Below are 25939 nucleotides of genomic sequence, written 5' to 3'. Positions count from 1 at the left end.
CCGTGAAAATGACCGAGGTGCTCAACACCGGTAGCCATGATCTGCCCGTCACCGACGAGCTGGCCGCGTTCATGCGGACGGGGTGGGCGGGCGAGCGCCGGGCCGGCATCGCGCCCCTGCCGATCGCGCCGTGGGCGGCCAAGCGGCGGGCCGCGCTGGCCCAGCGCTTCCCCGGCGAGCGGCTGGTGATCCCGGCGGGCACGCTGAAGGTGCGCAGCAACGACAGCGACTACCGGTTCCGTCCGCACAGCGCGTACTCGTACCTGACGGGGGCGGGCGAGTCGGACGACGTGCTGGTGATCGAGCCGTCCGGCGAGGCCGTCCTGTACGTCAGGCCGCGCGCCCCGCGCGAGGAGGGCCAGGAGTTCTACCGGGACCGCCGCTACGGCGAGTTCTGGGCGGGCCCGCGCCCCGACCTGGCGGAGGCGGCCGAGCTGTACCAGGTGGAATGCGCCCACATCCGCGACCTCGACCTGAAGGGCCCGGCGCGGGTGCTGCGCGGGGTGGACGCGTCGGTGGACGCCAGGGTCGAGCGAGGCGGCGGCGACGCGGAGCTGGAGTCGTTCCTGTCGGAGATGCGGCTGATCAAGGACGAGTGGGAGGTGGGCGAGCTGCGTTCGGCGGTGGACGCGACCGTGCGCGGCTTCGAGGACGTCGTGCGCGCCCTTCCCCAGGCGATGGGCCACCGGCGCGGCGAGCGGTACCTGGAGGGCGTGTTCGGGCTGCGGGCCCGCCTGGAGGGCAACGCGGTCGGCTACGACAGCATCGTGGCGTCGGGCTCGCACGCCTGCGTGCTGCACTGGATCCGCAACGACGGCCCGCTGCGCCGCGACGACCTGCTGCTGATGGACGCCGGCGTCGAGTCGGACACGCTCTACACGGCCGACGTCACCCGCACGTTCCCGCTGTCGGGCCGGTTCAGCGCGGTGCAGCGGCAGGTGTACGAGCTGGTCTACGAGGCCCAGACGGCGGCCATCGCGACGCTGCGGCCCGGCGCCCGCTTCCGCGACTTCCACCTGGCGGCCATGCGCGTCATCTGCGAAGGGCTGCGCGACTGGGGCCTGCTGAAGGAGCCGGCCGACACGCTGCTGGAGACCGGCCTCTACCGCCGCTACACGCTCTGCAGCAGCGGCCACATGCTGGGCCTCGACGTGCACGACTGCGCGAAGTCGCGGGCCGAGGTCTATCTGGACGGCGTGCTGGAGGAGGGCCAGGTGCTGACCGTCGAGCCCGGCCTGTACCTCCAGCCCGACGACCTGACGCTGCCGGAGGAGCTGCGCGGCATCGGCGTGCGCATCGAGGACGACCTGGTGATCACCGCCGGCGGTGCGGAGCTGCTGTCGGGCGGCCTGCCCCGCCACCCCGACGAGATCGAGTCGTGGATGGGCACGCTTCTGTAGTGGATCGCACACGTTTCGTGCGTGGCTGACAAGTTCGAACCGGGCTCTCATACCTTTTACGCAAATTCTCACCGGAGCATCGACTACTGGACAACCCGTCAGTAGGGTTGCCAATCCGTAGGCGGCGGAGGTGGTGATGGCCTGGTCCGGGTACGTCGGGCGCCGGGCCGGCGCGGCCCTCGGCCAGGTCGGTGAGCTGTTCGTCATCGTGCTGGAGGGCCTGCGCCGCAGCTGGGACGTCAGGCGCTGGTTCTGGGAGTTCGTCGACCAGTGCTGGTTCCTGGCCCGCGTCACCAGCGTCCCCGTGCTGCTGGTCTCCCTGCCGCTCGGCGCCACCGTCGCGTTACAGGTGGGCGAGCTGGCCCGGCAGCTGGGCGCCGGGTCGGCCACCGGCAGCGCGGTCTTCGTCGGCCTCATCCGCGAGGTGGCGCCGCTGGCCAGCGCGCTGCTGATCGCCGGGGCCGGCGGCAGCGCCATGACCTCCGACATCGGGGCCCGCCACATCCGCGACGAGCTGAGCGCGATGGAGGTCATGTCGGTCAACCCCGTCCACCGGCTGGTCACGCCGCGCATGTGGGCGGCCAGCACGATCGCGGTGTGCCTGTGCCCGCTGGTCATCGTGGCGGGCGCGGCCGGCGGCTACTTCTTCAACGTGGTGGTGCAGGGCGTCACGCCGGGCGCGTACTTCGACGGGGCGCTGTCGCTGGTGGTGGCATCCGACCTGTACGTGACGCTGCTCAAGGCGTGGATCTTCGGGTTCATCGCCGCGGGGGTGGCCTGCTACAAGGGCATGACGTGCGCGACCAGCCCGGTCGGGGTGGGGCGGGCGGTCAACCAGTCGACCGTGGTGACGTTCATGCTGGTGTTCACCTTCAACTACGTCATCTCGGCCGTGTACTTCCTGGCCTACCCGCCGAGGTCGCTGTGACGACGGCGTTGCGGGCCGCCGAGCGCTTCGCGTCCCTGTCCGACTGGCCGCTGTTCGTGGGCAAGGTGCTGTTCTACTGCGTCCGCGACGTCGTGCTCCGCCTCAAATACGGCAAGGTCGTGTTACGGCAGGTCAGCGACGTGGTGGTGGGCGTCGGCGCGACGGTCATCGGCGGCGGCATGATCTTCGTGGTGTTCACGATGGCCTTCGTCGTGGGCGCGACCGTGGGGCTGCAGGGCTACCAGGGGTTGCAGGCCATCGGCGCGGAGTCGTTCATGGGCCTGGTGGGCAGCTTCGCCAACGTCCGCGAGATCACCCCGATCATCGCGGCGACGGCGCTGGCGGCGCAGGTCGGCTCGTCGTTCACGGCGGAGCTGGGCGCGATGCGGATCTCCGAGGAGATCGACGCGCTGGAGGTGATGGGCATCAACGCCTTCACCTACCTGATCTGCACCCGCGTCGTGGCCGCGTTGCTGGCGCTGGTGCCGATCTACCTGATCGCGTTGTTCGCCAGCTTCTTCGCCACGCGGCTGATGTGCACGGTGCTGTTCGGGCTGGCGCCGGGCGTCTACGACTACTACTTCTACCTGTATCTGCCGGTCAGCGACATCGTGTTCAGCGTCGCGAAGGTCGCGGTGTTCGCGTTCGCGGTGATCGTCATCCACTGCTTCCACGGGTTCCACGCCACGGGCGGGCCGGTGGGCGTGGGGGTGGCGGCGGGCCGGGCCATCCGCCAGTCGATCGTCACGATCGTGCTGCTCAACCTGTTGCTGTCGTACCTGTTCTGGGGTGGCGGCGGCAACATCCCGCTGACGGGGTGACGCGGTGAACCGCAGCGAGCTCTCCCTCTCCACCCGGCTCTGCATCGCGCTCGCCATGCTCGTGGTGCTGGCGGGAACCGTCCTGTACGCCGTGCGCACCGCCACCGAGGTCCCCGGCACCCGCTACGACGCCGTGTTCGGCCGGGCCGGGCAGGGCCTCGACGCCGGCTCCCCCGTGAAGATCCGCGGCATCACCGTGGGCGAGGTGACGGACGTCTCGCTCGACGCCAAGGGCAGGGCGGTGGTCACCATGCACGTGGACGACGCGATCAGGGTGCCGCGCACGGCGACCGCGTCGGTGGAGCCCGCGTCGGTGTTCGGGCCCAAGTTCGTGGACCTGCGGCCGGGGCGGGGCGAGGCGCGCGGGCCGTACCTGGCGGCCGGGGCCGTCATCACCCGTACGGAGGACCCGCTCGATCTGTCCGACACGCTCGGCGACGCCTACCGGGGCCTGAAGGCCGTGAATCCGCGCGAGGTGACGGTCATCGTGCACACCCTGGCCAAGGGCCTGGAGGGGCAGGGCGAGGACCTGCGGGAGCTGATCGGCGACGCCGGCACGGTCATGTCGGTGGCGCACCGGCAGCGCTTCCGCGCCCGGCGCTTCCTGCGCGACGGCGCGCTGCTCGGCACCGCCCTGTCCGGCAAGGGCGACGAGCTGGTCGCCATCTCCTCCGACGTCAACGCCATCACCCCCGACCTGCTCAAGCGGGCCGACAAGGTACGGGCTCTGCTGCAGGAGGTCACCTCGGTCTCCGGGCAGGTCACGCACGGCCTGGCCAAGCACAGGGGGAACCTGCGGGCCGGGGTGCACTCGGGCGAGCGGGTGGCCGCGCTCATCTATGCCCAACTCGGCCTCGCGGGCGACGGCGTACGCGGCCTGAACACGCTGGTCGATCTGCTGAACGAGCTGATCGAGGCGCCGGGACCAGGAGGGACCAGGCAGCTGCAGGTGGAGGCGTTCCTGTCGGGCGACGTGTGCGAGCTGGTGGTGGGCATCTGCGGCCCCACCGACGGGAGGCGCTGATGGAGATCGCCCGCCGCCGCTGGACGCTGCTGCGCGCCGCGCTGTTCACCGGCGTGTGCGTGGCGCTGATCGCGGCCATCGGCGTGCAGGTCGCGCGGGTGAGCACCGGCGACGGCTACCGGCTCGTCGCCGTCTTCGACGACGTGTCGGGGCTGGTCGAGGGCGACCAGGTGAAGATCGCCGGAGCGCCCGTCGGCCAGGTGGAGGCGATCAGGGTCGTGGACGGCCGCGCCGAGGTGACGCTGGAGGTGCAGCGGGAGATCACCGTGCCGTCCGACACCGAGGCCGCCGTACGCTGGCGCAACGCCGTCGGCCAGCGCGTGGTCTACCTGCTGCCCGGCACCGCGCCCGGCAGGCTCGCCCCCGGCGCGCGCATCGCCCGCACCTCGTCGGTGGTGGACATCGGCGAGCTGATCAGCGACCTCGGCCCGCTCACCCGCAGCCTCGACCCCGACCAGATCAACCGGCTGCTGACCGCCGCCGCCACGTCGCTCAAGGGCAACGACCGCACGATCCCGCGGCTGCTCGACAACGTCAACGCCATCACCACCACGGTCGAGCAGCGCAGGAAGACCATCGAGCAGCTGCTGAAGGACTACGCCACGGTCAGCGACGTGGTCGCCAGGCGCGACAGGCAGATCGAGCGGCTGGTGGACAACCTGGTGACGCTGTCGGAGTCGTTCGCCGACAACCGCGAGCTGGTGGACGACGCGCTGGTGGAGCTGGCGGCGACCATGCACACCACGAACGAGGTGCTCGGCAAGAACGCCGGCGAGCTGGGCTCCCTGGTCGACAACCTGTCGGGGCTGACCGGCGGCATCAGGCGCAACGTCAGGAGCATCGACCAGGCGGTCGGCACCTTCCCGCCGCTGTTCGAGCGGGCGTACTCGTCGGTCAACCGGGGCCACTACTTCATGACCGCGGTCCCCTGCCTGGCGCTCGGGCCCGCGCCCTGCCCGTACGGCATGCGCACCCCGCCGCCGCTGCGCAACACCCGCGTGCAGAGCGAGAAGGACCTGCGGAAGCTGCTGGTGGGGTCGTGATGGCGCTCAAGTCCTTCAGGGATCGCAACCGGCACGCCGTCGGGCTGGTGTCGCTGGCCACGCTCGCCACGGTGCTGGTGGCCACGTTCCTGGTCGGCAACCTGGGGCTGCTGGAGGGCGGCTACACCATGTCGGGCGTGTTCGCCGACTCGGGCGGGGTGCGCACCGGCAACGACGTACGGGTGGCCGGCGTACGGGTGGGCGAGGTCACCGAGGTGCGCGCCGACTACGCGCAGGGCCACGTGATCGTCACCTGGCGGGTGGACGACGGCGTCCGGCTCGGCCGCGGCACCCGCGCCGACATCGCCCTGTCCAACCTGCTCGGCGGCCGGTACGTCAAGCTGTCGGGAGCCGTCTCGCCCCCGTACATGCACGAGCTGCCAGAGGGGCGGCGGCGCGTCCCGATGACCCGCACCGGCGTCCCCACGCTGGTCAACGACGCCGTCAAGGACGCGACCCGGCTGGTCGAACGCCTCGACACGAAGGCCGTGGACGACCTGCTCACCGAGCTGGGCAAGCTCGACGTCGTCAAGCGCGGCCGCGTCACCCGGCTGCTCGACGACATCGGCGACCTGTCCGACACCGTCAGCAAGAGCGAGCCGCAGCTGCGCCGGCTGCTCGACAACGGCGCCCGCGTCATGGACGTGCTGAAGAAGAAGGACGCCCAGCTCGGCCGGCTCATCGACGCCGTCGAGGTGATGCTGGAGGAGCTGCGCAGGCGCAGGAAGGAGCTGCGCACGCTGCTCGGCGACGGCAGCGACCTGGTACGCAGCACCACCCGCCTGATCAGGGAGCACGAGCGCTCGCTCGTCCAGGTCCTCGACGACAACGCCGCCATCACCACCCGGCTCAGCGCCGGCAACGAGCGGCTGAACACGCTGCTGGCCTGGGCGGGGCCGACGTTCTCCGGGCTGTCCACGATGGGCGGCCAGGGGCCGTGGCTGGAGGCGATCGCGACCGGGCTGGGGCCGATCAACCCGGAAGTGCTGGCGGCCGTCACCAAGGACAGGGCGAAGGACAGGAGGGGCGACCGATGAGGCGGCTCGTCGCGGTGCTTTCGGCCTGGGTGCTCCTCGCGTCGGGGTGCACGGTGGGCGGGGCGGAGCCGTACCGGCTGAGCGCCGTCTTCGCCAAGACGCCCGCCCTGTACGAGGAGGCGCGGGTCAAGGTCATGGGCCTCGACGCCGGCTACGTGGACCGCATCCGCATCGACGGCGACCGCGTACGGGTGGACCTGCGGATCGACCCGCACGTGCCGCTGCCGTCCGGCGTCAAGGCCGTGGTCGCGCCGCAGAACACGCTCGGCGAGCGCAACGTCGTGCTCTACCCGCCGTGGAAGCCGGGCGATCGGCGCATCGCGCCGGGAGCGGTGATCCCGCTGGAGCGCACCGACCTGCCGGTGGAGATCGACGACGCGCTCGACGCGTTCACCAAGCTGACCGAGGCGCTCGACTCCCGCAAGCTGGGCGGCGTCGCGGGCGACCTCGCCGACGGCGTCAGGGGACGCGGGAAGACCATCGGCGACGCCATCAGCAGCACCTCCGAGCTGACCGGCGTGCTCGCCGCGCAGGACCAGCGGCTGGTCGAGCTGGCGGAGGGCCTCAACGAGCTGGCCACCAGCCTCAACGAGCGCGAGCGCCAGGTAAGGGGCGCCATCGACGCCTTCTCCGAGGCGAGCGCGCTGCTGGCCGAGGAGCGGCGGCGGCTGCGCGGGTTCGTCACGTCCATGGCGGGGTTCGTGCGGCGCGGCGACGTGATCATCGAGCAGTACGCGGAACGCCTGCCCCAGGCCACCACGACGCTGGCCGAGCTGGTGCTGACGGTCAGGGCCAACAGCGCCTCCATGGCGCGGGCGGTCAAGGGCGCCGCCGACTTCGCCGACGTGCTGATCGACTCCTGGGACCGCGAACAGCACGTGCTGCAGATCCGCGTCGTGCTCAACGCGATGACCAGGGCGTGGCTGCGGCCGCTGTTCGACTCCCTGAACCTGGGCGAGGTGCCGTGCCTGCCCGCCGGCCTGAGCAACTGCCCCTTCGAACGCAGGGGAGGCGGCCGATGAGGCGCGTCCTGGCCTTGGTCCTCGTGGTCACGGTGACGGCGGCCTGCTCGCTGCGCACGCTCGGCGCCACCACCGGCGACCTCACCCTGTACGCGGTCTTCGACGACGTGCAGAGCTTGGTCTCCGGGCACAGCGTGCAGATCGCCGACGTACGCGTCGGGTCGGTCACCGACGTGCGCCTGGAGGGCTACCGAGCCAAGGTCACCATGTCCGTCCAGTCCGCCCACCGGCTGCCCGCGGGCAGCACCGCGACCGTGGCCAAGACCTCCGTGCTGGGCGAGAACTACGTCCTGCTCACTCCGCCGCCCGGCAAGGACCTGACCACGGGGCCGTACATGAAGGACGGCGCCACCATCTCGGAGACCTCGGTCGAGCCGGACATCGAGCAGGTCACCGCGAGAGCGGGGCCGCTCATCGAGGCGCTCGGCGCGCAGGACGTCAACGCCGTGCTGGACGCCGCGTCCACCGCCTTCGCCGGGCAGGGCGACGAGGTCAACCGGCTGATCAGGCAGACCGCCGAGGTCACCGACGCCTACGCGGCCGCCAGGAAGGACCTCGCCACCTCCATCGACGCCCTGGCGAAGCTCGGCGACGACCTGGCCGAGGGCAGCGGCGAGCTGGACCGGCTGCCCGGCACGCTGGCCGCCGCCACCGACCGGCTCGCCCACGGGCGGGGGCACGTCAAGAAGGCCGTGGCCGCCCTGACCAAGCTGGCCGAGCAGGCCAACCTCACCGTCTATCCGCGGCACGCCGCCCGGCTGCGGACGCTGCTGCGCGAGCTGGAGGGCATCTCCACGGCCATGCAGCGCGGCGGGCAGGACCTGAAGGGGCTGGTGGCCAGGCTGCAGAAGTTCATCGACGCGCCGCCCATCACCGTCAACGGGCAGGTGCTCACGTACGTGTGGCTGCGCGGCGTGCTGCTGCCCCAGCCAGGACGGCCCGTACGCGACACCGTGGACGCCGTCCGCCGGCTGCTGGAGCCGCCGCGATGAAGAACCGGGTCGCGCTCAACCTCGGGTTCTTCGTGGCCCTGGGGATCGTCATGACGGTGTGGGCGTTCACCACGATCATCCGGCTGGACGCCGTCGAGCGGCCGTACCGGGTGTCGGCCGAGTTCGCCTCCTCCCCCGGGCTGATCCGCGGGTTCGACGTCGCCTACCTGGGCGTACGGGTCGGGAAGATCGGCGACGTGCGGCTCGCGCCCGGGAAGATCGTGGTCGGGCTGGACATCGACAGGGAGACCAGGCTGCCGAAGGGCGTCACCGCCGAAGTGCGGCGCCGCTCCGCCGTCGGAGAGCCGTACGTCGAGCTGTCGCCGCCCGCCACCGGCGTCACCGGCGCCAGGCTCGCGGCCGGCGACACGATCCCGCTGGCCAGGACCGCCGTGCCGCTCGACTACAAGAAGCTGTTCGAGGGCGTCGGCAAGCTGCTGAACGCGGTGCCGCCCGAGGACGCCGAGACCATCGTGCACGAGCTGGCCGTCGCGCTCGACGGGCGGGCGCCCGCCATCAGGCGCATCATCGACGACGCCCACACCCTGACCGGCACGCTGGCCGACAACGCCGACGTTCTGGACGACCTGTCGGTACAGCTCACCCGGCTCACCCACACGCTGGCCGGCAAGCGGGGCGAGCTGGCCTCCGGCATCACCGACCTGAGCACGGTGACCGCGACGCTGCGGGCCTCCCGCAAGGACCTGAACGCCATCCTCGACCGGGGCCCTGGCGTGTTCGGGCAGCTCGACGCGGCCGTGCGCGCCTCGCGGCCGGGCTTCTCGTGCCTGCTGACCGCCGCCGGGCTGCCGCACCGGCCCGCCTTCTCCGCCGCCACCGAGCGGAACGTGCACCACCTGCTGAGCATTGTGCCGACCGCGCTGAGCCTCGCCGACGACATCAGCGACCGGCGCGGCGACACCGTGTACGGGCGGGCGGAGTTCCTGTTCAGCGTCCCCGGCGGGCCGACGCCGGCCGAGGAGTACGCGGGGCCGCTCGGGCCGCCCACCGTGCCCCGGCTGCGCGCCTGCCCCGACCGTGACCCCGAGCCGCGCCCCGGCCGCTCCGGCGACCGGTACCGCGAGGTCGCCGACCCGGAGCCGTCCGGACGTCCCTCGGCCCTGGACACCCCGAGACCCGATCGGAGCAAGACCCCCGCACGCACCTCGGACCCCGTCGCCGCCCCCACCGGCGGCCCCGGGCCCTCCGACCCCCTGGACAACGCCCCGCTGATCGTCGCGATCATGCTCGCCGTGCTGGCGGGCGGCGGCGTCGTGGGCTGGACCGCCGCGGGCCGCGCCGCCCGCCGCCGATGAGGAGCCCCTATGACCACCCGGCACCCCACCGCCCCCGCCACCCAGGAAGACCCACCCCTCCCCATCTCCGAGCCCGCCGCGGAGCCCGCCTCTGAGCGAGCCGCCGAGCCCGCATCTGGGCCCGCCGCCGAGCCAGCCCCCGCCTCCGCCTCTGAGCCCGCCGGCTCGGCCGAGCCGGCCCCTGCTCGTGCCGGCTCCCCCGCCGAACCGGAGGCCGCCGCCGAGGCGGCCCCCTCACCCGAGACGCCCGCCGCAACCCAGCAGGAGGCGCGGTCGAGGGGTGGGTTCACGCGGGCCAAGCTGCTCGGGGCGCTCGGGGCGATGCTGGTGGTCGCCGTCGCGGCCACCGCCGTGCTGCAGTGGGTCTCTGCGACCCGCGCCCAGGAGGCCACCGCCCGGCTGGAGGCCGAGCGGGCGCTGCGGGTGGAGGTGTCGGGCGCGGCGGGCGCGTTCAGCCGGGCCCTGCTCAGCTACGACTACCAGAACCTGCAGACCACCCGTGCCACGCTGGCCGCCCAGGCGACGGGCGACTTCCTGGCGACGTACGACGCGGCGTTCGGCGGCGCGATGGCCCAGGTCATCGTCAAGCTCAAGGCCACCTCCCAGGCGACCGTGCGCGAGGTCTACCTGGCCGGCGTGGACGAGGCCACCGCCCACGCCATCGTGGTCGTCGACCAGCAGGTCAACACCTCGGAGGCGATCCGCTCCGTCAAGGACTCGCACCTCAAGATCAGCCTGGTGAAGGAGAAGGGCATCTGGAGGATCAACGAGGTGACGGTGCTGGGCGCGGCGTCGGAGGACCAGTACGACCTGGACGGCAAGCCCGCCAAGGAGTGATCAGCGGCGCGTGGGCGTGGGGTCGAGGAACACCTGCTCTACCTCGGGGAACCGATCCCGCAACCGCCGATCCACCTCGTCGCAGGCGATCTCCAGACCGGCGGCGCCGGCCTCGTCCCAAAAATCGATCTTGGCGGCGACCAGCACCGCGCCGGGCCCGATCACCATCGTCAGCAGCTCCACCACGTCGGCCACCTCGGGCTGCTCCAGCAGCACGGCCCTGATGCCGGCCTCCATGCCCTCGGGCGCGGCCTGGTCGATGAGCAGCGACAGGTTCGAGCCGATCAGGATGAGCGCCGCCACCAGCAGGAGCAGGCCGATGGTCACGGAGGCGACGCCGTCCCAGAGCGCCGAGCCGGTGAGCTGCGAGGCGAGCAGCCCGCCGGCGGCGATCAGCAGGCCCACGAGCGCGGCGGCGTCCTCGAACAGCACGGCCTTCAGCGCCGTGTCGGACGTCACCCGCACCAGCCGGAGCGGGTTGACGTCGTGCCGCCTGGCCTCGCGGCGCAGCTGCGACAGCGCCTTGAGGAACGAGACGCCCTCGATCACGAACGCGGCGGCCAGCACGACGTACGACGGGGTGAGGTTCGACAGCTCCTCGCCGTGGCTGATCTCGTGCAGGCCGTGCGTGACGGAGAACCCGGCGCCGCCCACCAGCGTCGCCACCGCCGCCATCATCGCCCAGACGAAGCCCGACTTGCCGTGCCCGAACGGATGCCGCCGGTCGGCCGGCCTGCCCGACCTGCGCACGGCCACCAGCAACAGCAGCTCGGTCACGGTGTCGGCGGCCGAGTGTGCCGCCTCCGACAGCATGGCCGCCGAGCCGCCGATGAGCCCGGCGATGAGCTTGGCCAGCGCGATGGCGAGGTTGGCGGCGCCGGCCACGAGCACCGTGCCGAGGCTCTCTCCCGACTTCCCGCCCATAGCGTTCCACCTTACGTGCGCTAGATTGGGGATCATGCGCGAGCCCCGGTGGCTGTCCCCGGCCGAACAGCGTGCGTGGCGCACGCACCTGGCGGTGCACAAGCTGCTCATGCACCGGCTCGATCGCGAGTTGCACGCGCACTCGCTCTCGCTCAACGACTACGAGATCCTCGTCAACCTCTCCGAGAGCCCGGGGCGCCGCATGCGCATGAGCGAGCTGGCCGACGTCACCATCCAGTCGCGCAGCCGGCTGTCGCACCAGATCTCCCGCATGGAGGCCAAGGGGCTGGTGACCAGGGAAGACTGCCGCGACGACCGGCGGGGCACCTACGCCGTGCTGACCGACGAGGGCTGGGAGACGATCCAGCGGGTGGCCCCCTACCACGTGAAGGGCGTGCGCGAGCACTTCGTCGACCGGCTCACCGACGACCAGCTGGAGGCGATCGAGGCGGCGTACGCGCCGATCGTCGAGCACCTGAAGAAGCTGCGCTGACACCCAACCGATATGCGCGAGGAGCCACGCGCCCTCCCGCCGATCGCTAGCATCCGGTCATGCTCAGAAAGCTACTGATCGTGGCGGTCCTCGCGCTGGCGACGGCGTGCTCGTCAGGCGGCGGGGGGCCAGAGCTGCCGGCCGGGCCCGACGTGATGAAGAAGGCCGTCGACGCCATGAAGACCGTCAAGTCGGCCAGCTTCTCCATCGCCACCGAGGGCAAGCCGGACGTGCCGCTGAAGAAGGCCGACGGCCGGCTCACGGCCGAGGGCGACGCCGACGGCACGATCACGCTCGAAGCGCTGGGCAACCTCCTCGAGGTCACCTTCGCCGTCGTGGGCGACACCGTGCACTTCAAGGGCGCCACTGGCGGGTTCCAGAAGATGACGCGGCAGCAGCTGGCGCAGATCTACGACCCTTCGGTCATCCTCGAGCCCACCAAGGGCGTCGCGCAGCTGCTCGCCTCCGGCACCGACCCCAAGGTCGAGGCCGTCGAGAACGGCTCCTACCGGGTCGCCACCACCTTCCCCGCGAACGTCGTGGGCCAGATCGTCCCCGGCGTCACGCAGGGCGTCAACGGCAAGATCTGGATCGACCAGGCCAGCAGCCGGCTCACCAAGGCCAGCCTGCCGTTGCAGGGCGGCACGGTGACGGTGTCGTTCAGCGACTACGACGCGCCGGTCACGATCAAGCCGCCCGCGGAGTGACGCACGTGCGACGGGACGTGAGGCGGGCCCCATGAGGCGGGCTCAATGAGGTGGGCTCAATGAGGTGGGCTCGATTGAGGCGGGCTCGATGAGGCGCGCCCGCCGGGTGGTGCTCGGCGCGGGCGGCGCGGTGGTGCTGCTTGCGGCGCTGGACGCGTACGTGGTGGTGACCGTCCTGGTCGCCATCGCCGGCGACGTCGGCATCCCGCTCAACCACCTCGAACGCGCCACCCCGATCGTGACGGGCTTCCTGCTGGGGTACGTCGCCGCGATGCCCCTGCTCGGGCGGCTCTCCGACCGCTACGGCCGCCGCCCCCTCATCCACGCCTGCCTGGCCGCCTTCGCCCTCGGCTCCGTGCTGACGGCGTTGGCGAGCGGCGAGATCATGGTGGTGACCGGCCGCACGGTGCAAGGCGTGGCAGGCGGCGCCCTGCTGCCCATCACCATGGCCCTGATCGGCGACCTGTGGGACGAACACGAGCGCCCGGTGGCCCTCGGCGCGGTTGGTGCCGCCCAGGAGCTGGGCAGCGCCCTCGGCCCGCTGTACGGCGGCCTCCTGGCCGGCATCCCCAGCACGGTGGTGGCGGGCCTGGAACTGGGCGGCTGGCACGCCATCTTCTGGATCAACGTCCCCCTGGCCGCCCTCGCCGCCCTCGCCATCCACCTCACCCTCCCACCCGGCCCGGCCAGGGCCGTTGAGGCCGGCGCGGATGCGCGCCGAGAAACCGCCGGCCCGATCGTGGCCGCGCACCCCTCTGCCGTATCCGCCGCGCCGCCCGCCGAAGGCGAGGCCACCGGCGGGGCACTGGACGCCTCCGCGCACGCGCGCCGCCGACCGGGCGAGACCGTCTCCGCAGCCGAAGGCGCCCCACCTGGCGCGGCCGTAGATGCCGACGCGGACTCGCGCCCCGAGACCTCCGAGGCCCGCGCGTCCGCTGTCGGCGGGCGCCCCGCCACCACCCCTGAGAGCGCCGCAGCCGGTGCGGGCGTTGCGGTTGCCGCGGGTGGGCGGGTGGATCTCGTGGGTGGGGGGTTGTTGGCGTTGGCGTTGGCGCTGCTCGTGATCGGGCTTTACAACCCCGATCCGGCGGCGGCCGTCCTGCCGCCCTGGGGGGTTCCGCTGATCGTGGCGAGCGTCGTGGTCGGCGCCGGGTTCGTGTGGTGGGAGGTGCGGTCGCCCGTACGGTTGATCGATCTCACCGGCGCCCGTAAGGGCCCGCTGCTGGCCACCCTCGCGGTCAGCTTTCTGGCGGGGGCGGCGTTGCTCGTCACCATGGTGTTCGTGCCGATCACCGCCCAGACCCTGCTGGGCACCGACGAGCTGGGCGCGTCGCTGGTGCTGGCGAGGTTCCTGGCGGCGCTGACGGTGGCCGCGTTCCTCGGCGGGCTGCTGGCCCGCCGGCTGGGCGACCGGGCGGTGGCGATGGCGGGCATGATCCCGGCTGCGGCGGGATACGCGCTGATGAGCCGATGGCCGCTCGACCTGGCCGGCGCGGGCCTGACGGTCGATCTCACGCTGGCGCTGGCCGGCCTGGGGCTGGGCTTGGTGATCGCCCCGGTGTCGTCGGCGGTGCTCAGGGTGAGCCGCCCCGACCAGCACGGCGTGGCGTCGGCCGCGGTCGTGGTGGCGCGGATGATGGGCATGCTGGTCGGCATCGCGGCCGTCTCGGCCTGGGGTTTCTACCGGTTCCAGTCGCTGACGGCCCACCTGGACACGCCGCTGCCGTTCGGCGTGGACGCGGCGACGTACCAGCGGCAACTGGCCGACTACACCGAGCTGGTGCAGGCGGCGCTGCACACCGAGTACACCGAGATGTTCCTGGTCACGGCGTTCATCTGCCTGCTGGGGGCGGCGGTCGCCGTCCGCATGCCGGCCCGCCGCTAGGGGCGGCCCCCACGAAGAGGGCCGCCCCCAGGCGGGGGGTCAGGGCGACAGGCGGTGCAGGTCGCGGGGGAACGCGGTGGCCTGCCGGACGTTGGCGGCGCCGGTCAGGCGGGCGGTCCAGCGTTCGAGCCCGAGGGCGAACCCGCCGTGCGGCGGCATCCCGTACCGGAACGCCTGGAGATACCCCTCGTACGGGCCGGTCCCCTCGCCCTGGGCGGCCAGCGCGCGGACGTAGTCGTCGTAGCGGTGCAGCCGCTGCCCGCCCGTCACCAGTTCGAGCCCGCGGAAGAGCAGGTCGAACCCGTTGGAGTAGCCGGGCCGCGCGGGGTCGGGATGGGTGTAGAAGGGCCGCTTGGACATCGGGTAGCCGGTGACGAACAGGAACTCCGACCCGTGCTCCCGCTCGGCCCACTCCGACAGCCACCGTTCCTGCGCGGGCGACAGGTCGGGCTCGGACGAGGACGTGAGCCGCTGCGCCTCGGTGAAGTGCACGGAGGGGATCTCCGCCGGCACCTCGGGCACCCGTACGCCGAGCAGCGAAAGGGCCCGCGGCGCCCGCCGGCGTACGGACTCCAGCATGCCCGCCACCACCTCCCGCAGCACCGCCATCACGTCCCGGTGGTCGCGGACGAAGCCGAGCTCGGCGTCCAGGCTGGTGTACTGGGCGAGGTGCCGTACGGTGTCGTGCGGCTCGGCCCGGAAGACGGGCCCGACCTCGTAGACCCGCTCGAACACTCCGACCATCGCCTGCTTGTAGAACTGCGGCGACTGGGCGAGGTAGGCGGGCCGCCCGAAGTAGTCGATGGCGAAGACGTTCGCGCCCGACTCGGTGGCCGAGCCGACGATCTTCGGGGTGTGGATCTCGGTGAACCCGAGCCGGTCGAGCGTCTCCCTGAACCCGGCCACGCCGGCCGCCGCGATCTCCAGCGGCGCCCGCAGCAGCGGGTGCCGCAGCGCGACGGGCGCGTGGTCGAGCACGGTCGGCAGCCCCGCGCCGACCACAGGCCGGTAGAGGTCGAACGGCGGCGGCGTGCCCGGCTCGGCCAGCACCTCGATCGAGGGCGAGACCAGCTCGTGGCCGCCCGGGGCCTGCGGGTTGACGGCCACCGTGCCGGTGACGGCGACCACGCTCTCCTCGGGCGGCAGAACGGCTGCTGAGTCGGTGACCGCCTGGGCGAGCCCGGCGCGGTCGCGTACGACGAGGAAGGAAACGGACTTCAGTTGCCGGCGGCGATGGACCCAGCCGGCGATCGTCACTCGTTGTCCCGCGTGCTCGGCGAGCTCCGCGGAGAGAATACGAGAGATCATCACAACTCCTGCGAGACGTGTATGACCCCTTGGGAGTGCGGGGGAGAAGGGAGCTCCCGGTGCCACCGCACTTTCGCCGCCCCCGCGAAGGGGGCGGCCTCGAAACGACCCGATGACGGGGGTCAGGCCGGCGGGGCATTTCCTCCCCGCGCTCGGGAGTGTCTTCACCGGCGGGTCACGGCGCCGCCTTCGCAGCTGCCGGCGGCTCTCTGAGGCCGTGGTGCCCGCGGTTACTCGTCTCCGTCAACGCGTTGCCGCAGACCTTATCACTTGTCCTTCTTGGCGCGCTTCTCCCTGATCTTCATCGTCACCTCGATCGGCGAGCCCGCGAAGCCGAACTCCTCGCGGATGCGCCGCTCGATGAAGCGCCGGTAGGTGTCCTCCAGCCAGCCGGAGGTGAACAGCACGAACTTGGGCGGCTCGACCGACGCCTGCGTGGCGAAGAGGATCTTCGGCTGCTTGCCGCCGCGCACCGGCGGCGGGGTCTCGTGCACCAGCTCGGTCAGGAACGCGTTGAGCCGGGCCGTGGGCACCCGCGTGGACCAGGAGTCGAGCGCCTTCTCCAGGGCGGGCACGAGCCGGTCGAGGTGGCGCCCGGTCTTGGCGGAGATGTTGACGCGCAGCGCCCACGGGGTGCGGACGAGCTGGCGGTCGATCTCCCTCTCGAGGTAGTAGCGCCGGTCCTCGTCGAGCAGGTCCCACTTGTTGAAGGCGACCACCATGGCCCGGCCCGACTCGATGACCAGGCCGATGATGCGGAGGTCCTGCTCGGTGAGTGGCTGGCTGGCGTCGATGAGCACCACCGCGACCTCGCTGCGCTCAAGGGCGGCGCGGGTGCGCATGGCGGCGTAGAAGTCGGCGCCCTGCAGCTCGCGGTCGCGCCGGCGGATGCCGGCGGTGTCGACGAAGCGCCAGGTGCGCCCGCCCAGCTCGATCAGCTCGTCGACGGGGTCGCGGGTGGTGCCGGCCATCGGGTCGACGAGCACGCGCTCCTCCCCCGCCAGCTTGTTGAGCAGCGAGGACTTGCCGACGTTGGGCTTGCCGAGCAGCGCGACGCGGGCGGGACCGCGCTCGGCCTCGAACGTGAGGCGCGGCGTCTCGGGCAGCGCGTCGAGCACGACGTCGAGCAGGTCGCCGCTGGAGCGCCCGTGCAGCGCGGAGACGGGGAAGGGCTCGCCGAGCCCCAGCGACCACAGCGCGGCGGCCTCCAGCTCCAGCTGCTGGTTGTCGACCTTGTTGGCGGCCAGCACGACCGGTTTGCCCGACTGGCGCAGCACGGAGCCGACGATCTCGTCGGCGTCGGTGGCGCCCACGGTGGCGTCGACGACGAACACGATCACGTCGGCCAGCTCGACGGCGACCTGGGCTTGCTCGGCGATGCGCAGGTTCATGCCCGTGGCGTCGGGGTCCCAGCCGCCGGTGTCGACGACGGTGAAGCGGCGGCCACGCCAGTTGGCGTCGTAGGTGACGCGGTCGCGGGTCACGCCCGGCACGTCTTCGACGACCGCCTCACGGCGGCCGATGATGCGGTTGACCAGCGTGGACTTGCCGACGTTGGGCCGGCCCACGATGGCGACGACCGGAAGCGGCGTGGCGTCTTCGTGCTCGCCGATCTCAAGCTCGTCGAGGTCGGCCTCGACCCAATCCCCCGTTGTCACGATTTTACGTCCTTTGTGAGTCCCGCACCGGACTTCGGATCAGGTGCGCTCTTTGACCAGTCTCAACACCTCCGCGATGACCTCGTCCAAGGTCAGCGCGGTGGTGTCGAGCTCGATGGCGCCATCCGCCATCGAGAGCGGGTCTGTCTTACGTGTCGAGTCAAGAGTGTCACGCTTGGCCATGGCCGCGCGCTGCGCCTCCAGCGTCGAGCCCGCCACCTCGGCGCTGCGCCGCAGCGCACGGGCTTCGGGGCTGGCCGTCAGGTAAACCTTGACGGTGGCGTCGGGGCAGACGACCGTGCCGATGTCGCGGCCCTCGACCACGATGTCACCGGCGCCGACGATCTCGCGCTGCAGCGCCACCAGGCGGGCACGCACCTCGGGGACGGCCGCCACGGCCGACACCGCGCCGGTCACCTCGGCCTCCCTGATCGGCCCCGCCACGTCGACGCCGTCGACGTGGATGGTGGGACCGTCGGGATCGGTGCCGGAGCCGACGGCCGGCTCGCCGCAGCGGGCCGCGATCGCGGCCGGATCGGCGAGATCGACGCCCTGGCGCAGCATCCACCAGGTCATCGCGCGGTACATCGCCCCGGTGTCCAGGTAGCGCAGGCCCAGCGCGCGGGCGACCCCGCGCGACACGCTCGACTTACCCGACCCCGAAGGGCCGTCCATCGCGACGACCAGACCGGTCACGGCCTCTCCCTCTTCACGTTTCAGCTTGCCTCGAAGAGGCTACCGCCTCCGGCTCAGTCGGCGATCCAGCTTGCGTGAAAGCCGAGCGGCACGCGGGCGGGCAGCCGCACGGTGGCGAGGGGCTCGCCGGTGAAGTCCTGGGCGGACAGGATCACCAGGTCGCCCGCGCCCCGCTCGGGGTTGTTGACGTAGGAGAGCACGTATCCGTCGTCCTCGCCCTCCCCTGCGGGGACGAAGACCGGCTCGCCCGCGAACGCCTCGCGGCCCAACCGCCGCGTCTCCTGCGTGCCGCGCTCCAGGTCGTGCTTGATCAGCGTGTTGTCGAACGCCGTGTCGGGCATGTCCTCCAGGTCGGTGGCGCCCGGGTAGAACCGCTCCTCCATGTCGAGGGTGGCGGCGGTGTAGCCGTAACGGTACGGCCGGCCGGTGCGGCGCTCGTCCATGCGCGGGAACTCCTGCGCCCGGTCGTCGAGCCGGGTCTCGGACACACGCCCTGTGCGCAGGTCGATGCGCCAGCGGTCGAGCGTGGGCGGGCCGCCGAGGTCGAGCCGGGAGTCGAGGAAGCGCTTGGGGTAGCGGACGACGTCCACGACCACCTCGTCGCCCTCCTCGTACGCGTTGAGCGTGTGGAACACCCAGCACGGCGCCACCTCGAACCAGCGCACCTCGCCGGTCGCGCGCGACAGGAGCCCGAGCCGCGCGCCGTGGTCCTCGTTCCAGGCGACGGGCAGCGGCGAGCCCTTCTCGGCGTGCGGCATGCTGAACGTCACCGGCAGGTCGTAGATCACCACGAACCGCTCGGTGAGCGCGAAGTCGTGCATCATCGGCGCGTCGGGGACCGGGATCTTCCTGACCTCCGTCACCACGCCCTTGTCGTCGATGACGATGTGCTGGTGGTGGTCCCAGCCGAAGAAGTACGCCATCGCGTGCAGCTCGCCGGTGAACGGGTCGAGGTGGGCGTGGCCGGTGTAGCCGCCGGGCAGCCCGCCGTCGAAGTCGCACGGCCCGATCGTGTCCAGCTCGTAGCTCAGCTCGTACGGCCGAGCGCCCCCTTCCTGCGTCGCGAACGTGCGCCCGGCCAGCCCGATCACGTGGGTGTTGGGCGCGAGGTCGAGGCCGGAGTGCACCGGCCCCGGCCGCGGTTGCTCGCCGAGCCGCCGCGCGACGGGGGCGCTGCGCACCCACCGGTTGCGGTACCACTCGGCGCGGCCGTCGCGCAGCCGCACCCCGTGCACCATGCCCTCGCCGATGAGCAGGTGGGCGGCGCCGGGGTCGTCGAGGCCGAGCGGGTTGGGCCCGTTGCGCAGGAAGCGGCCGTTCAGCTCGGCCGGGATGCGGCCGGTGACCTCAAGGCCGAAGGCGGTGATCTCCTCGGTGGCCGGGGCGAAGCCGCCGGTGAACGGGGTGGTGCCCATCATGCTCTCCCTCTCGTCTTCATGAACGGCGGTCGTGGGCCGGCAGGAACCCGGTGAGCACCGAGGTGCACAGCAGCCGGTAGCGCGGCGACGCGTCGGCCTCCTCGAAATAGCTCATGATCTCCAGGCTCACGGCGCCGTGGACGGCCATCCACAGCAGGTCCGCGATCTCGGCCGCCGCGCCGCCGGTCAGCTCCCCCGCCTCCAGGCACGCGGCCACGGACGCCACGAGCAGGCCGAAGGTGTGCTTGGCCGTCCGCGTCGCCTCTTCCCCCGCCCTGAAGCCCGGCAGGGCGCCCAGGAACATGACGCGGTAGTAGTCGGGCTCGGCCAGCGCGTACGCCCGGTACGCGCCCAGCACGGCCATCAGCCGGTCGAGCGGGCCCTCCTCGTGGGGCACCGCCAGCAGCCGCTGTTCGAGCCGGGCGAAGCCCTCCAGCCAGAGGGCCTCGCTGAGGCCGTCCTTGGCGCCGAAGAGCGTGTAGATGACCTTCGTGGAGCAGCCGGCCTCGGCCGCGATCCGCCGGACGGTCAGCGCCGCCGGCCCTTCGCTGATGAGCAGAAGCTTGGCCGCGTCGAGGACGGCCGCCCTGACGACGCTCTGCCCTTCGCGCTGGGCCTGCTGGTACGGGGTATTCACGGTAACGCCGTTTCTTCTCGGTAACACTGTTACCGATCTTTCTACCCGCCCATGCGCGGCCTGTCAACGACTAAGCGGGGGCGTGCAGGTAAGAGCGAGGGGTGTGGAGAGCGAACCGCGTGTCACGGTCGTGGTGGTCAGCAGGGACAGGGTGCGGACGCTGACCCGTACGCTGCCGCTGCACCCGCGCCCGGTGATCCTGGTGGACAACGGCTCGGGTGACGGCACCGCCGGGTTCGTCCGCCGCCACTTCCCCGACGTCCACGTGGTCGAGGCGGGCAGGAACCTGGGCGCCCCCGGCCGCAACCTCGGCGTCGAGCTGGCCGGGACGCCCTACGTGGCCTTCGCCGACGACGACTCCTGGTGGGCGCCGAAGGCGCTGGAACGGGCGGCCGACGTGCTGGACGCCCACCCCCGCCTCGCCGTGCTGGGTGCGCGCGTGCTGGTCGGCCCCGACGAGCGGCTGGACACGGTGTCGGAACGCATGCGCGACTCGCCGCTCGGCACCGAGCCCGGAATGCCGGGGCCGAGCGTGCTGGGGTTCCTGGCGTGCGGGGTGGTGGTGCGCAGGGACGCGTTCCTGGAGGCGGGCGGGTTCGACGACGTGGTCTTCTTCTTCGGCGAGGAGGAACGGCTGGCGCTGGATCTCGCGGCGCTGGGGTGGGGGCTGGCGTACGTGGACGAGGTCGTGGCCCACCACCACCCCTCGCCCGCCCGCGACCCCGAGGGCCGCCGCGCCCTGGCCGTCAGGAACGCGCTGCTGACGGCCGTGCTGCGGCGCCCCTGGCCGGTGGTGGCGCGGCGGGCGTTCGACGCGCTGCGCGGCGGCCGGGCAGGCCGGCGCGGTCTCCGTACGGCGCTGCGCCGGCTCCCCGCGGCCCTTTCAGAACGCCGCCGCCTCCCGCCGGCAGTGGAACGGAAACGACGCATGCTGGAAAGTCGTTACATATCGTGATTGATGGGCATCAGAGGGTCATGACAACAGCACCTAACCCGATCGACCTGCAGAAGCACCTGAGCGGGGTGGACTACCCGGCCAGCAAGCAGGACCTGATCAAGGCCGCTCGCGAGCACAACGCGAGCAACGACATAGTCAAGGCTCTCGAAGCCATGCCCGACCGTGAGTACGACGGCCCGAACGCCGTCAGCCAGGCGATCACCAAGCGCTGATCGCCGGAACGCGCCGGGCGGGCCCCCTCACGGGGACCCGCCCGGCGTACGTCCATGAACGGCCCGCCCGGACAGCGGGCGAGATGGTCTCAGGGGACCTGCCAGCCGCGTTCGTGCAGAGCCTGGGTGAGGGCGGCGGCGGCGCCGGGCTCCACGGACAGCTCCGCGATGCCCAGCGGCAGGCCGGGGGCGTGCTCAAGGCGGACGTCCTCGACGTTGACCCCGACCTCGTCGCACGCCTGGAACAGGCGGGCGAGCTGACCGGGACGGTCGCCGATGACCACCTGCACCACGGCGTAGGAGGAGGCGGGCCCGCCGTGCTTGCCGGGGATGCGGTCGTGACCCACCACGCCGCGCTTGAGCAGCTGGGTGATCTCGTTGGTCGCGGTGCCGTCGCCGTCGGCCAGGGCCCGCAGCGCGTTCGCCGCGTCGGCCAGGTCGTTGGCCACCGCCTCCAGCACCTCGGCGACCGGCGTCGCGTTGCCGGACAGGATGCCCAGCCACAGCCCGGGATCGCTGCCCGCGATGCGCGTGACGTCGCGGATGCCCTGACCGGCCAGCCCGAGCGCGACGTCGGTGGCGTCGGCCAGCCGGGCCGCCACCGCCGAGGCCGCCACGTGGGGAGCGTGGGAGACGACCGCGACCGCACGGTCATGGTCGATGGCGCTGACCTCGACCGCGTTGGCCCCGCACAGCTCGATCAGCCGCAGCACCGCCGCCTTCGCCTCGGGATCGGCCTCCTCGGTGGGGCACAGCGCCCACGGCCGGCCCAGGAACAGGTCGTCCCTGGCCGCGCCCGGCCCCGACTTCTCCCGCCCGGCGAGCGGATGCGAGGCGACGTAGGAGGACAGGTCGCAGCCGAGCTGCATGGCCCGATGGATGGGCTCGCCCTTGACGCTCGCCACGTCGGTGTAGAAGCGGGCCGCGCCGACCCGCTGCAGCTCCAGCAGCTCGGTCGCCACGTGCGCGGGCGGCACCGCGATGACCGCGAGGTCGGCCCGCTCGGCGTCGGCGCCCGGCCGCCACTCCTCGCCGGCGCCGAGCTCCCGTGCCAGTCGTACGGCCCCCTCATCCTGATCGGCGAGCAGCACCCGCACACCCCGCTTGCGCAGGGCCAGCGCCGCAGAGGTGCCGATGAGACCGGTGCCGACGACGAGCACGGTACGAAGATCCATCTCGATGTCCTGATTGGTCGGGCTGAACGGTTGAGAGGTGCCGCGCGGCCGGCATGCCCGCCGCGTCCTGCCTTACGGCGAATCTACTGGGCGATGTCCTGCCGCAGCGCCACCGCACCCCGCAGATAGACGTGCTGCATCTCGGAACGCGGCCGGTCGGTCTCGATGTGGGCCATGAGGCGCACCACCCGCGGCAGCGCGCCGGGAACGTCGATCTCGGTGCAGCAGATCAGCGGCACCTCATGGAAGCCCAGCTTGCGCGCGGCCAGCGCGGGGAACTCGGCCGTCAGGTCGGGCGTCGCGGTGAACAGCACGCTGATCACGTCGTCGGGAGTCAGGTCGTTACGCTCCATGATCGCGCTGACCAGCTCGGTCGTGCCCGAGATGACCGCGTCACGGTCGTTGGCGTCGACCTGGATCGCCCCACGGATCGCCCGCACCATGTGCTTCGTTCCCTTCCACGGCCATGGAGCCCGTGCGGAGGTACCGCACGGGCTCCTGCGTCCGGCCAGATTACAGCTTCACGGCCGCGTACAGCTCGCCGACTTCCTTCAGCGACAGCGCCCTGACGGTGCCCGGCTTCGTGCGGCCCAGCTTCACCGGCCCGAACTCGATCCTGGCCAGGTCGATCACCCGGTGACCCGCCTCCTCCAGCATCCGCCTGACCACGTGCTTGCGGCCCTCGTGCAGCACCACCTCGACCAGCGCCTGCTGGCCGTGCTCCTGCACGATCGAGAACGCGTCGGCCCTCGCGATGCCGTCCTCCAGCTCGATGCCCTGCTTGAGGCGGCGGCCGAGGTCGCGCGGGATCGGGCCCGGCACCTTGGCCCAGTATTTCTTCTGCACGCCGTAGCTCGGGTGCGTCAGCCTGTTGGCCAGCTCGCCGTCGTTGGTGAGCAGCAGCAGGCCCTCGGTCTCGGTGTCGAGCCGCCCGACGTGGAACAACCTGGGCGCCAGCTCCTCGACGTAGTCGGCCAGGCAAGGACGGCCCTGCGGGTCGTCCATGGTGGACACGACGCCGATCGGCTTGTTGAGCGCGTAGTAGACCAGGTCGGGGGCGGTCGGGATGCGCATGCCGTCGACGTGGATGACCTGCGTCGCCGGGTCGACCTTGGCGCCGAACCTGCGGACGACCTGGCCGTTGACCGTGACCCGGCCCTCGCCGATCATCTCCTCGCAGGCCCTGCGGCTCGCGACGCCCGCCTGGGCGAGCACCTTCTGCAGCCGCACGCCGTCGGGGACCTCGGTGGTGTCGCGCTCGTCGGTGTAGCCCTCGGGGTAGAAGTCGCGGTCGCGAAGCGGCTGCCTGGCCGCCTTGACGCGGTCACGCTGAGGGCTGCCGGGGCCGCCGCCGGAACCACTGCCGCGCCGTCCCCCGCCGACGGTCTGCACGTCGTCCCTGCGCCCGGTACGCGCGCCAGGACGCCCGTTCCGCTCGAACCGCCCCCGCTCAGGACGCTCGCCCCGCTCAGGACGACCGCCACGCTCGGGACGGTCACGCCGGTCGGTGCGCTCACCGCGCTCGAAGCGGTCTCCGCGCTCGGGGCGGTCCTGCCGGCCGGAGCGCTGCGGGCGGGCCTGGCGGTCGTCACGCTCGGGACGGTCGCTCCAGTCGCGCCGGGCCGGCCTGTCGTCGCCGTCACTCCGGCCGTAGCGGGCGCGCGTCGAGCTCACGGACCTGGGCGCGGCGTCCTCACGCCGCCCGCTCCGGCCCGCACGGAACGCACTGGCGCCCCGCTCGTCACGCCGCTCGCCCCGCCGATCGTCTCGCCGGTCGTCGCGCCGGTCGTCGCGCCGGTCATCCGATCGGTCGGAACGGTAACCGCCCCGGCCCTCGTCACGGAAGCGCTCACCGCGCTCGTAACGGTCGCCGCCCCGGTCGAACCGGTCGCCCCCGCCGAAGCGGTCGCCGCGTCCCCCGGGCCGGTCAGCCCGGTCGCTCCGATCGAAGCGGTCGCCACGCCCTCCGGCGCGGTCGTCCCGGCCGAAGCGCTCCTGCCGGTCACCGCCGCTGTACCGCCCGCGATCACCACCGCTGTTCCGCCCGCGGTCACCGCCACCGAACCGGCCACGGTCACCACCGCCGAAACGATCGCGGTCGCCGCCGCTGAAGCGGTCGCGGTCGCCGCCGAATCGCTGCCGGCGGTCGTCGCCGCCGGCGTACCTGTCATCGCGCCTGTCATCGCGCCTGTCGCTGCGCCTGTCGTCGCGCGGGCCCTGCCGGCGGTCGCCGTCACCGCGGTCGTACCGGGCGCGGGCGCCGCCCCGGTCGGCGCGCAGGGAGTCGCGGGACGGCCGGGCGCGGAAGTCGCCTCCGCCGCGGACGTCGTCGTCGCGCCGGAAGTCGCCCCGGCCACCGTGGGCACCGCGGGAGTCCCCTCCACGCGCGCCGCCGCCACGGGTGTCACCGGAGCGGAAGGCGGGACGCCCGCCACGGCCGGAGCCGCCGGCACGTCCACGACCGCGTCCATCACCGGACGGGGTGCTACGCCTGTTGATCACTTTGTCGTCTCCTCGAGATTTTCCACGTCGTCGGGGAGGAAGGGGGCGAGCTCAGGCAGCTCGCTCAGATCCCGCAGTCCCAGACGTTCAAGGAAGTATGAGCTTGTCCGGTAGAGCACTGCCTGGCTCTCCGGGTCGGTGCCGGCCTCCTCGACCAGCCCCCTGGCGACGAGCGTCCGCATGACGCCGTCGCTGTTGACGCCGCGCACCGCGGCGACGCGGGCACGGCTCACCGGTTGCCGGTAGGCCACGACCGCGAGTGTCTCCAGCGCGGCCTGGGTCAGCCGCGTCTGCTGGCCGTCGCGTACGAACCGCTCGACCAGCGCCGCGCAGTCGGCACGCGTGTAAAAGCGCCAGCCGCCCGCGACGTCTCGCAAATCAAAACCCCGCCCGGCGGCGGTGTATTCCGCCGCCAGCGCGCGCAACGCAGCGGCCACCTGATGCGTCGGCCGCTCCAGCACCTGAGCCAGCGTCACCTCGGCGACGGGCTCATCAACCACCATCAGGATAGCCTCCAGCGCCGCCTCCAGCGACGGCCCCTCCCCGCCACCCCCGCCGGCACCGGTGTTCCCGGGCTCTTCGCCCCCACGAGCGGACGCCGCCACCGCGGGCTTCTCGGCCTCGGTGGCGTCCCGCCACCCGGCCCGCGGAACGCCCCCATCAGCCTCGTCCCGCACCGGGGAACGGGCCTCATCCACAGAAGGGGCCGCCGGCTCAGCCTCCGAAGACTCGGACGTGTCCGGCGTCTCCGCGACCTCAGCCACTGGGCGCTCAGGCGCGTCCGGTGCCTGAGCGGCCGCAACCGCGTCGGATGCCTGCGCGGCCTCGTCCGGCGCCTCCGGCGCCTCTGCGGCCGCGTTCGCCTCCGCCTGCTCGGTGTGTGGCGGCGCGTCGTCGACGGGCGCAGGGCCGGCCGGGTCGCCCGGGTCGGTGGCGTCGGTGCCTT

General features: G+C 72.4%; 25 protein-coding genes. 15 read left to right on the top strand and 10 right to left on the bottom strand.

Features of this window, described 5'->3' with window-relative positions; all coding sequences use genetic code 11:
* Window positions 1-8: 8 nt before the first annotated feature.
* The 10 genes from AB0K28_RS07570 (at window position 9) to AB0K28_RS07525 (ending at window position 10420) form a co-directional block, all read left to right on the top strand.
* Entirely contained in the window at window positions 9-1400 is a 1392-nt protein-coding gene (locus AB0K28_RS07570; protein WP_364366319.1) for an aminopeptidase P family protein, read from the top strand.
* A gap of 136 nt (window positions 1401-1536) precedes the next feature.
* On the top strand, window positions 1537-2328 hold the full coding sequence (locus AB0K28_RS07565; RefSeq protein ID WP_364366316.1) for an ABC transporter permease: 792 nt from the start codon (window positions 1537-1539) through the stop codon (window positions 2326-2328).
* The gene (locus AB0K28_RS07560; protein ID WP_364366313.1) at window positions 2325-3149 is read left to right on the top strand and encodes an ABC transporter permease; all 825 of its coding nucleotides are present in this window, start codon (window positions 2325-2327) and stop codon (window positions 3147-3149) included. Before AB0K28_RS07565 ends, AB0K28_RS07560 begins: the two co-directional genes overlap by 4 nt.
* Window positions 3150-3153: 4 nt before the next feature.
* Window positions 3154-4173: an MlaD family protein gene (locus AB0K28_RS07555; RefSeq protein ID WP_364366310.1), complete on the top strand. Its 1020-nt coding sequence runs from the start codon at window positions 3154-3156 to the stop codon at window positions 4171-4173.
* Window positions 4173-5216, top strand: a complete 1044-nt coding sequence (locus tag AB0K28_RS07550) for an MlaD family protein (protein WP_364366308.1) — start codon at window positions 4173-4175, stop codon at window positions 5214-5216. The genes AB0K28_RS07555 and AB0K28_RS07550 overlap by 1 nt, the downstream gene beginning before the upstream one ends.
* Window positions 5216-6253, top strand: a complete 1038-nt coding sequence (locus AB0K28_RS07545) for an MlaD family protein (protein ID WP_345401684.1) — start codon at window positions 5216-5218, stop codon at window positions 6251-6253. The genes AB0K28_RS07550 and AB0K28_RS07545 overlap by 1 nt, the downstream gene beginning before the upstream one ends.
* Window positions 6250-7275, top strand: coding sequence for an MCE family protein (locus AB0K28_RS07540; RefSeq protein ID WP_345401681.1), 1026 nt, complete (start codon window positions 6250-6252; stop codon window positions 7273-7275). The genes AB0K28_RS07545 and AB0K28_RS07540 overlap by 4 nt, the downstream gene beginning before the upstream one ends.
* Complete coding sequence (locus AB0K28_RS07535; RefSeq protein WP_364366306.1) at window positions 7272-8267, top strand: MCE family protein; 996 nt, start codon at window positions 7272-7274, stop codon at window positions 8265-8267. The genes AB0K28_RS07540 and AB0K28_RS07535 overlap by 4 nt, the downstream gene beginning before the upstream one ends.
* Window positions 8264-9583 carry an MCE family protein gene (locus AB0K28_RS07530; protein ID WP_364366303.1) on the top strand — a complete coding sequence of 440 codons (1320 nt, stop codon included), beginning with the start codon at window positions 8264-8266 and terminating at the stop codon, window positions 9581-9583. Before AB0K28_RS07535 ends, AB0K28_RS07530 begins: the two co-directional genes overlap by 4 nt.
* Before the next feature lie 9 nt (window positions 9584-9592).
* Window positions 9593-10420: a hypothetical protein gene (locus tag AB0K28_RS07525; protein ID WP_364366300.1), complete on the top strand. Its 828-nt coding sequence runs from the start codon at window positions 9593-9595 to the stop codon at window positions 10418-10420.
* Here the strand turns inward: AB0K28_RS07525 and AB0K28_RS07520 are convergent, their stop codons facing one another.
* The gene (locus tag AB0K28_RS07520) at window positions 10421-11344 is read right to left on the bottom strand and encodes a cation diffusion facilitator family transporter (protein ID WP_364366297.1); all 924 of its coding nucleotides are present in this window, start codon (window positions 11342-11344) and stop codon (window positions 10421-10423) included.
* Between the two features lie 34 nt (window positions 11345-11378).
* Between AB0K28_RS07520 and AB0K28_RS07515 the strand changes: the two genes are divergently transcribed.
* The 3 genes from AB0K28_RS07515 (at window position 11379) to AB0K28_RS07505 (ending at window position 14429) form a co-directional block, all read left to right on the top strand.
* Window positions 11379-11837 carry a MarR family transcriptional regulator gene (locus tag AB0K28_RS07515; protein WP_355421494.1) on the top strand — a complete coding sequence of 153 codons (459 nt, stop codon included), beginning with the start codon at window positions 11379-11381 and terminating at the stop codon, window positions 11835-11837.
* 59 nt (window positions 11838-11896) lie between these two features.
* Complete coding sequence (locus tag AB0K28_RS07510) at window positions 11897-12544, top strand: LppX_LprAFG lipoprotein (RefSeq protein ID WP_345401667.1); 648 nt, start codon at window positions 11897-11899, stop codon at window positions 12542-12544.
* Window positions 12545-12632: 88 nt separating this feature from the next.
* Window positions 12633-14429, top strand: coding sequence for an MFS transporter (locus tag AB0K28_RS07505; protein ID WP_364366292.1), 1797 nt, complete (start codon window positions 12633-12635; stop codon window positions 14427-14429).
* A 39-nt stretch (window positions 14430-14468) separates the two neighbouring features.
* Here the strand turns inward: AB0K28_RS07505 and aspS are convergent, their stop codons facing one another.
* The 5 genes from aspS to AB0K28_RS07480 all read right to left on the bottom strand — a co-directional run bounded on the left by aspS (window position 14469) and on the right by AB0K28_RS07480 (window position 20146).
* Window positions 14469-15737, bottom strand: a complete 1269-nt coding sequence (aspS, locus tag AB0K28_RS07500) for an aspartate--tRNA(Asn) ligase (protein ID WP_364366289.1) — start codon at window positions 15735-15737, stop codon at window positions 14469-14471.
* A 266-nt stretch (window positions 15738-16003) separates the two neighbouring features.
* Window positions 16004-17395, bottom strand: a complete 1392-nt coding sequence (gene der / locus AB0K28_RS07495; protein ID WP_364366286.1) for a ribosome biogenesis GTPase Der — start codon at window positions 17393-17395, stop codon at window positions 16004-16006.
* A 39-nt stretch (window positions 17396-17434) separates the two neighbouring features.
* Window positions 17435-18091: a (d)CMP kinase gene (gene cmk / locus AB0K28_RS07490; RefSeq protein ID WP_345401655.1), complete on the bottom strand. Its 657-nt coding sequence runs from the start codon at window positions 18089-18091 to the stop codon at window positions 17435-17437.
* Window positions 18092-18144: 53 nt separating this feature from the next.
* Window positions 18145-19509 (bottom strand): carotenoid oxygenase family protein, encoded by a 1365-nt coding sequence (locus AB0K28_RS07485; protein ID WP_364366283.1) that lies wholly within the window; start codon window positions 19507-19509, stop codon window positions 18145-18147.
* A gap of 16 nt (window positions 19510-19525) precedes the next feature.
* Window positions 19526-20146, bottom strand: coding sequence for a WHG domain-containing protein (locus tag AB0K28_RS07480; RefSeq protein ID WP_364366280.1), 621 nt, complete (start codon window positions 20144-20146; stop codon window positions 19526-19528).
* 103 nt (window positions 20147-20249) lie between these two features.
* Between AB0K28_RS07480 and AB0K28_RS07475 the strand changes: the two genes are divergently transcribed.
* Window positions 20250-21101 (top strand): glycosyltransferase, encoded by an 852-nt coding sequence (locus tag AB0K28_RS07475; protein WP_364366278.1) that lies wholly within the window; start codon window positions 20250-20252, stop codon window positions 21099-21101.
* Window positions 21102-21121: 20 nt separating this feature from the next.
* Window positions 21122-21316 carry a DUF2795 domain-containing protein gene (locus AB0K28_RS07470; RefSeq protein ID WP_355421464.1) on the top strand — a complete coding sequence of 65 codons (195 nt, stop codon included), beginning with the start codon at window positions 21122-21124 and terminating at the stop codon, window positions 21314-21316.
* 89 nt (window positions 21317-21405) lie between these two features.
* Here AB0K28_RS07470 and AB0K28_RS07465 read toward each other — a convergent pair whose 3' ends face one another.
* The 4 genes from AB0K28_RS07465 to scpB form a co-directional block, all read right to left on the bottom strand.
* Entirely contained in the window at window positions 21406-22491 is a 1086-nt protein-coding gene (locus AB0K28_RS07465) for a prephenate dehydrogenase (protein ID WP_364366274.1), read from the bottom strand.
* 83 nt (window positions 22492-22574) lie between these two features.
* Window positions 22575-22934: a chorismate mutase gene (aroH, locus tag AB0K28_RS07460; RefSeq protein WP_345401642.1), complete on the bottom strand. Its 360-nt coding sequence runs from the start codon at window positions 22932-22934 to the stop codon at window positions 22575-22577.
* Window positions 22935-23004: 70 nt separating this feature from the next.
* Window positions 23005-24993, bottom strand: a complete 1989-nt coding sequence (locus AB0K28_RS07455; RefSeq protein ID WP_364366272.1) for a pseudouridine synthase — start codon at window positions 24991-24993, stop codon at window positions 23005-23007.
* Window positions 24990-25523, bottom strand: a complete 534-nt coding sequence (gene scpB / locus AB0K28_RS07450) for an SMC-Scp complex subunit ScpB (protein ID WP_364366978.1) — start codon at window positions 25521-25523, stop codon at window positions 24990-24992. The genes AB0K28_RS07455 and scpB overlap by 4 nt, the downstream gene beginning before the upstream one ends.
* Window positions 25524-25939: the final 416 nt, after the last annotated feature.

The sequence above is a fragment of the Nonomuraea sp. NPDC049504 genome (assembly GCF_040676845.1).
Classification (GTDB): Bacteria; Actinomycetota; Actinomycetes; order Streptosporangiales; family Streptosporangiaceae; genus Nonomuraea; species Nonomuraea salmonea.
Note: the sequence above shows the minus strand (reverse complement) of the source record. Positions and strands in the feature narration are given on the sequence as shown.

Excerpts from the sequence above, each read along its gene's own strand:
- AB0K28_RS07570 (WP_364366319.1), top strand. The coding sequence starts at position 9 with ATGACCGAGGTGCTCAACACCGGTAGCCATGATCTGCCCGTCACCGAC.
- AB0K28_RS07565 (WP_364366316.1), top strand. The coding sequence starts at position 1,537 with ATGGCCTGGTCCGGGTACGTCGGGCGCCGGGCCGGCGCGGCCCTCGGC.
- AB0K28_RS07550 (WP_364366308.1), top strand. The coding sequence starts at position 4,173 with ATGGAGATCGCCCGCCGCCGCTGGACGCTGCTGCGCGCCGCGCTGTTC.
- AB0K28_RS07545 (WP_345401684.1), top strand. The coding sequence starts at position 5,216 with ATGGCGCTCAAGTCCTTCAGGGATCGCAACCGGCACGCCGTCGGGCTG.
- AB0K28_RS07540 (WP_345401681.1), top strand. The coding sequence starts at position 6,250 with ATGAGGCGGCTCGTCGCGGTGCTTTCGGCCTGGGTGCTCCTCGCGTCG.
- AB0K28_RS07535 (WP_364366306.1), top strand. The coding sequence starts at position 7,272 with ATGAGGCGCGTCCTGGCCTTGGTCCTCGTGGTCACGGTGACGGCGGCC.
- AB0K28_RS07530 (WP_364366303.1), top strand. The coding sequence starts at position 8,264 with ATGAAGAACCGGGTCGCGCTCAACCTCGGGTTCTTCGTGGCCCTGGGG.
- AB0K28_RS07525 (WP_364366300.1), top strand. The coding sequence starts at position 9,593 with ATGACCACCCGGCACCCCACCGCCCCCGCCACCCAGGAAGACCCACCC.
- AB0K28_RS07520 (WP_364366297.1), bottom strand. The coding sequence starts at position 11,344 with ATGGGCGGGAAGTCGGGAGAGAGCCTCGGCACGGTGCTCGTGGCCGGC.
- AB0K28_RS07515 (WP_355421494.1), top strand. The coding sequence starts at position 11,379 with ATGCGCGAGCCCCGGTGGCTGTCCCCGGCCGAACAGCGTGCGTGGCGC.
- AB0K28_RS07510 (WP_345401667.1), top strand. The coding sequence starts at position 11,897 with ATGCTCAGAAAGCTACTGATCGTGGCGGTCCTCGCGCTGGCGACGGCG.
- AB0K28_RS07505 (WP_364366292.1), top strand. The coding sequence starts at position 12,633 with ATGAGGCGCGCCCGCCGGGTGGTGCTCGGCGCGGGCGGCGCGGTGGTG.
- aspS (WP_364366289.1), bottom strand. The coding sequence starts at position 15,737 with ATGATCTCTCGTATTCTCTCCGCGGAGCTCGCCGAGCACGCGGGACAA.
- AB0K28_RS07485 (WP_364366283.1), bottom strand. The coding sequence starts at position 19,509 with ATGATGGGCACCACCCCGTTCACCGGCGGCTTCGCCCCGGCCACCGAG.
- AB0K28_RS07470 (WP_355421464.1), top strand. The coding sequence starts at position 21,122 with ATGACAACAGCACCTAACCCGATCGACCTGCAGAAGCACCTGAGCGGG.
- AB0K28_RS07465 (WP_364366274.1), bottom strand. The coding sequence starts at position 22,491 with ATGGATCTTCGTACCGTGCTCGTCGTCGGCACCGGTCTCATCGGCACC.
- aroH (WP_345401642.1), bottom strand. The coding sequence starts at position 22,934 with ATGGTGCGGGCGATCCGTGGGGCGATCCAGGTCGACGCCAACGACCGT.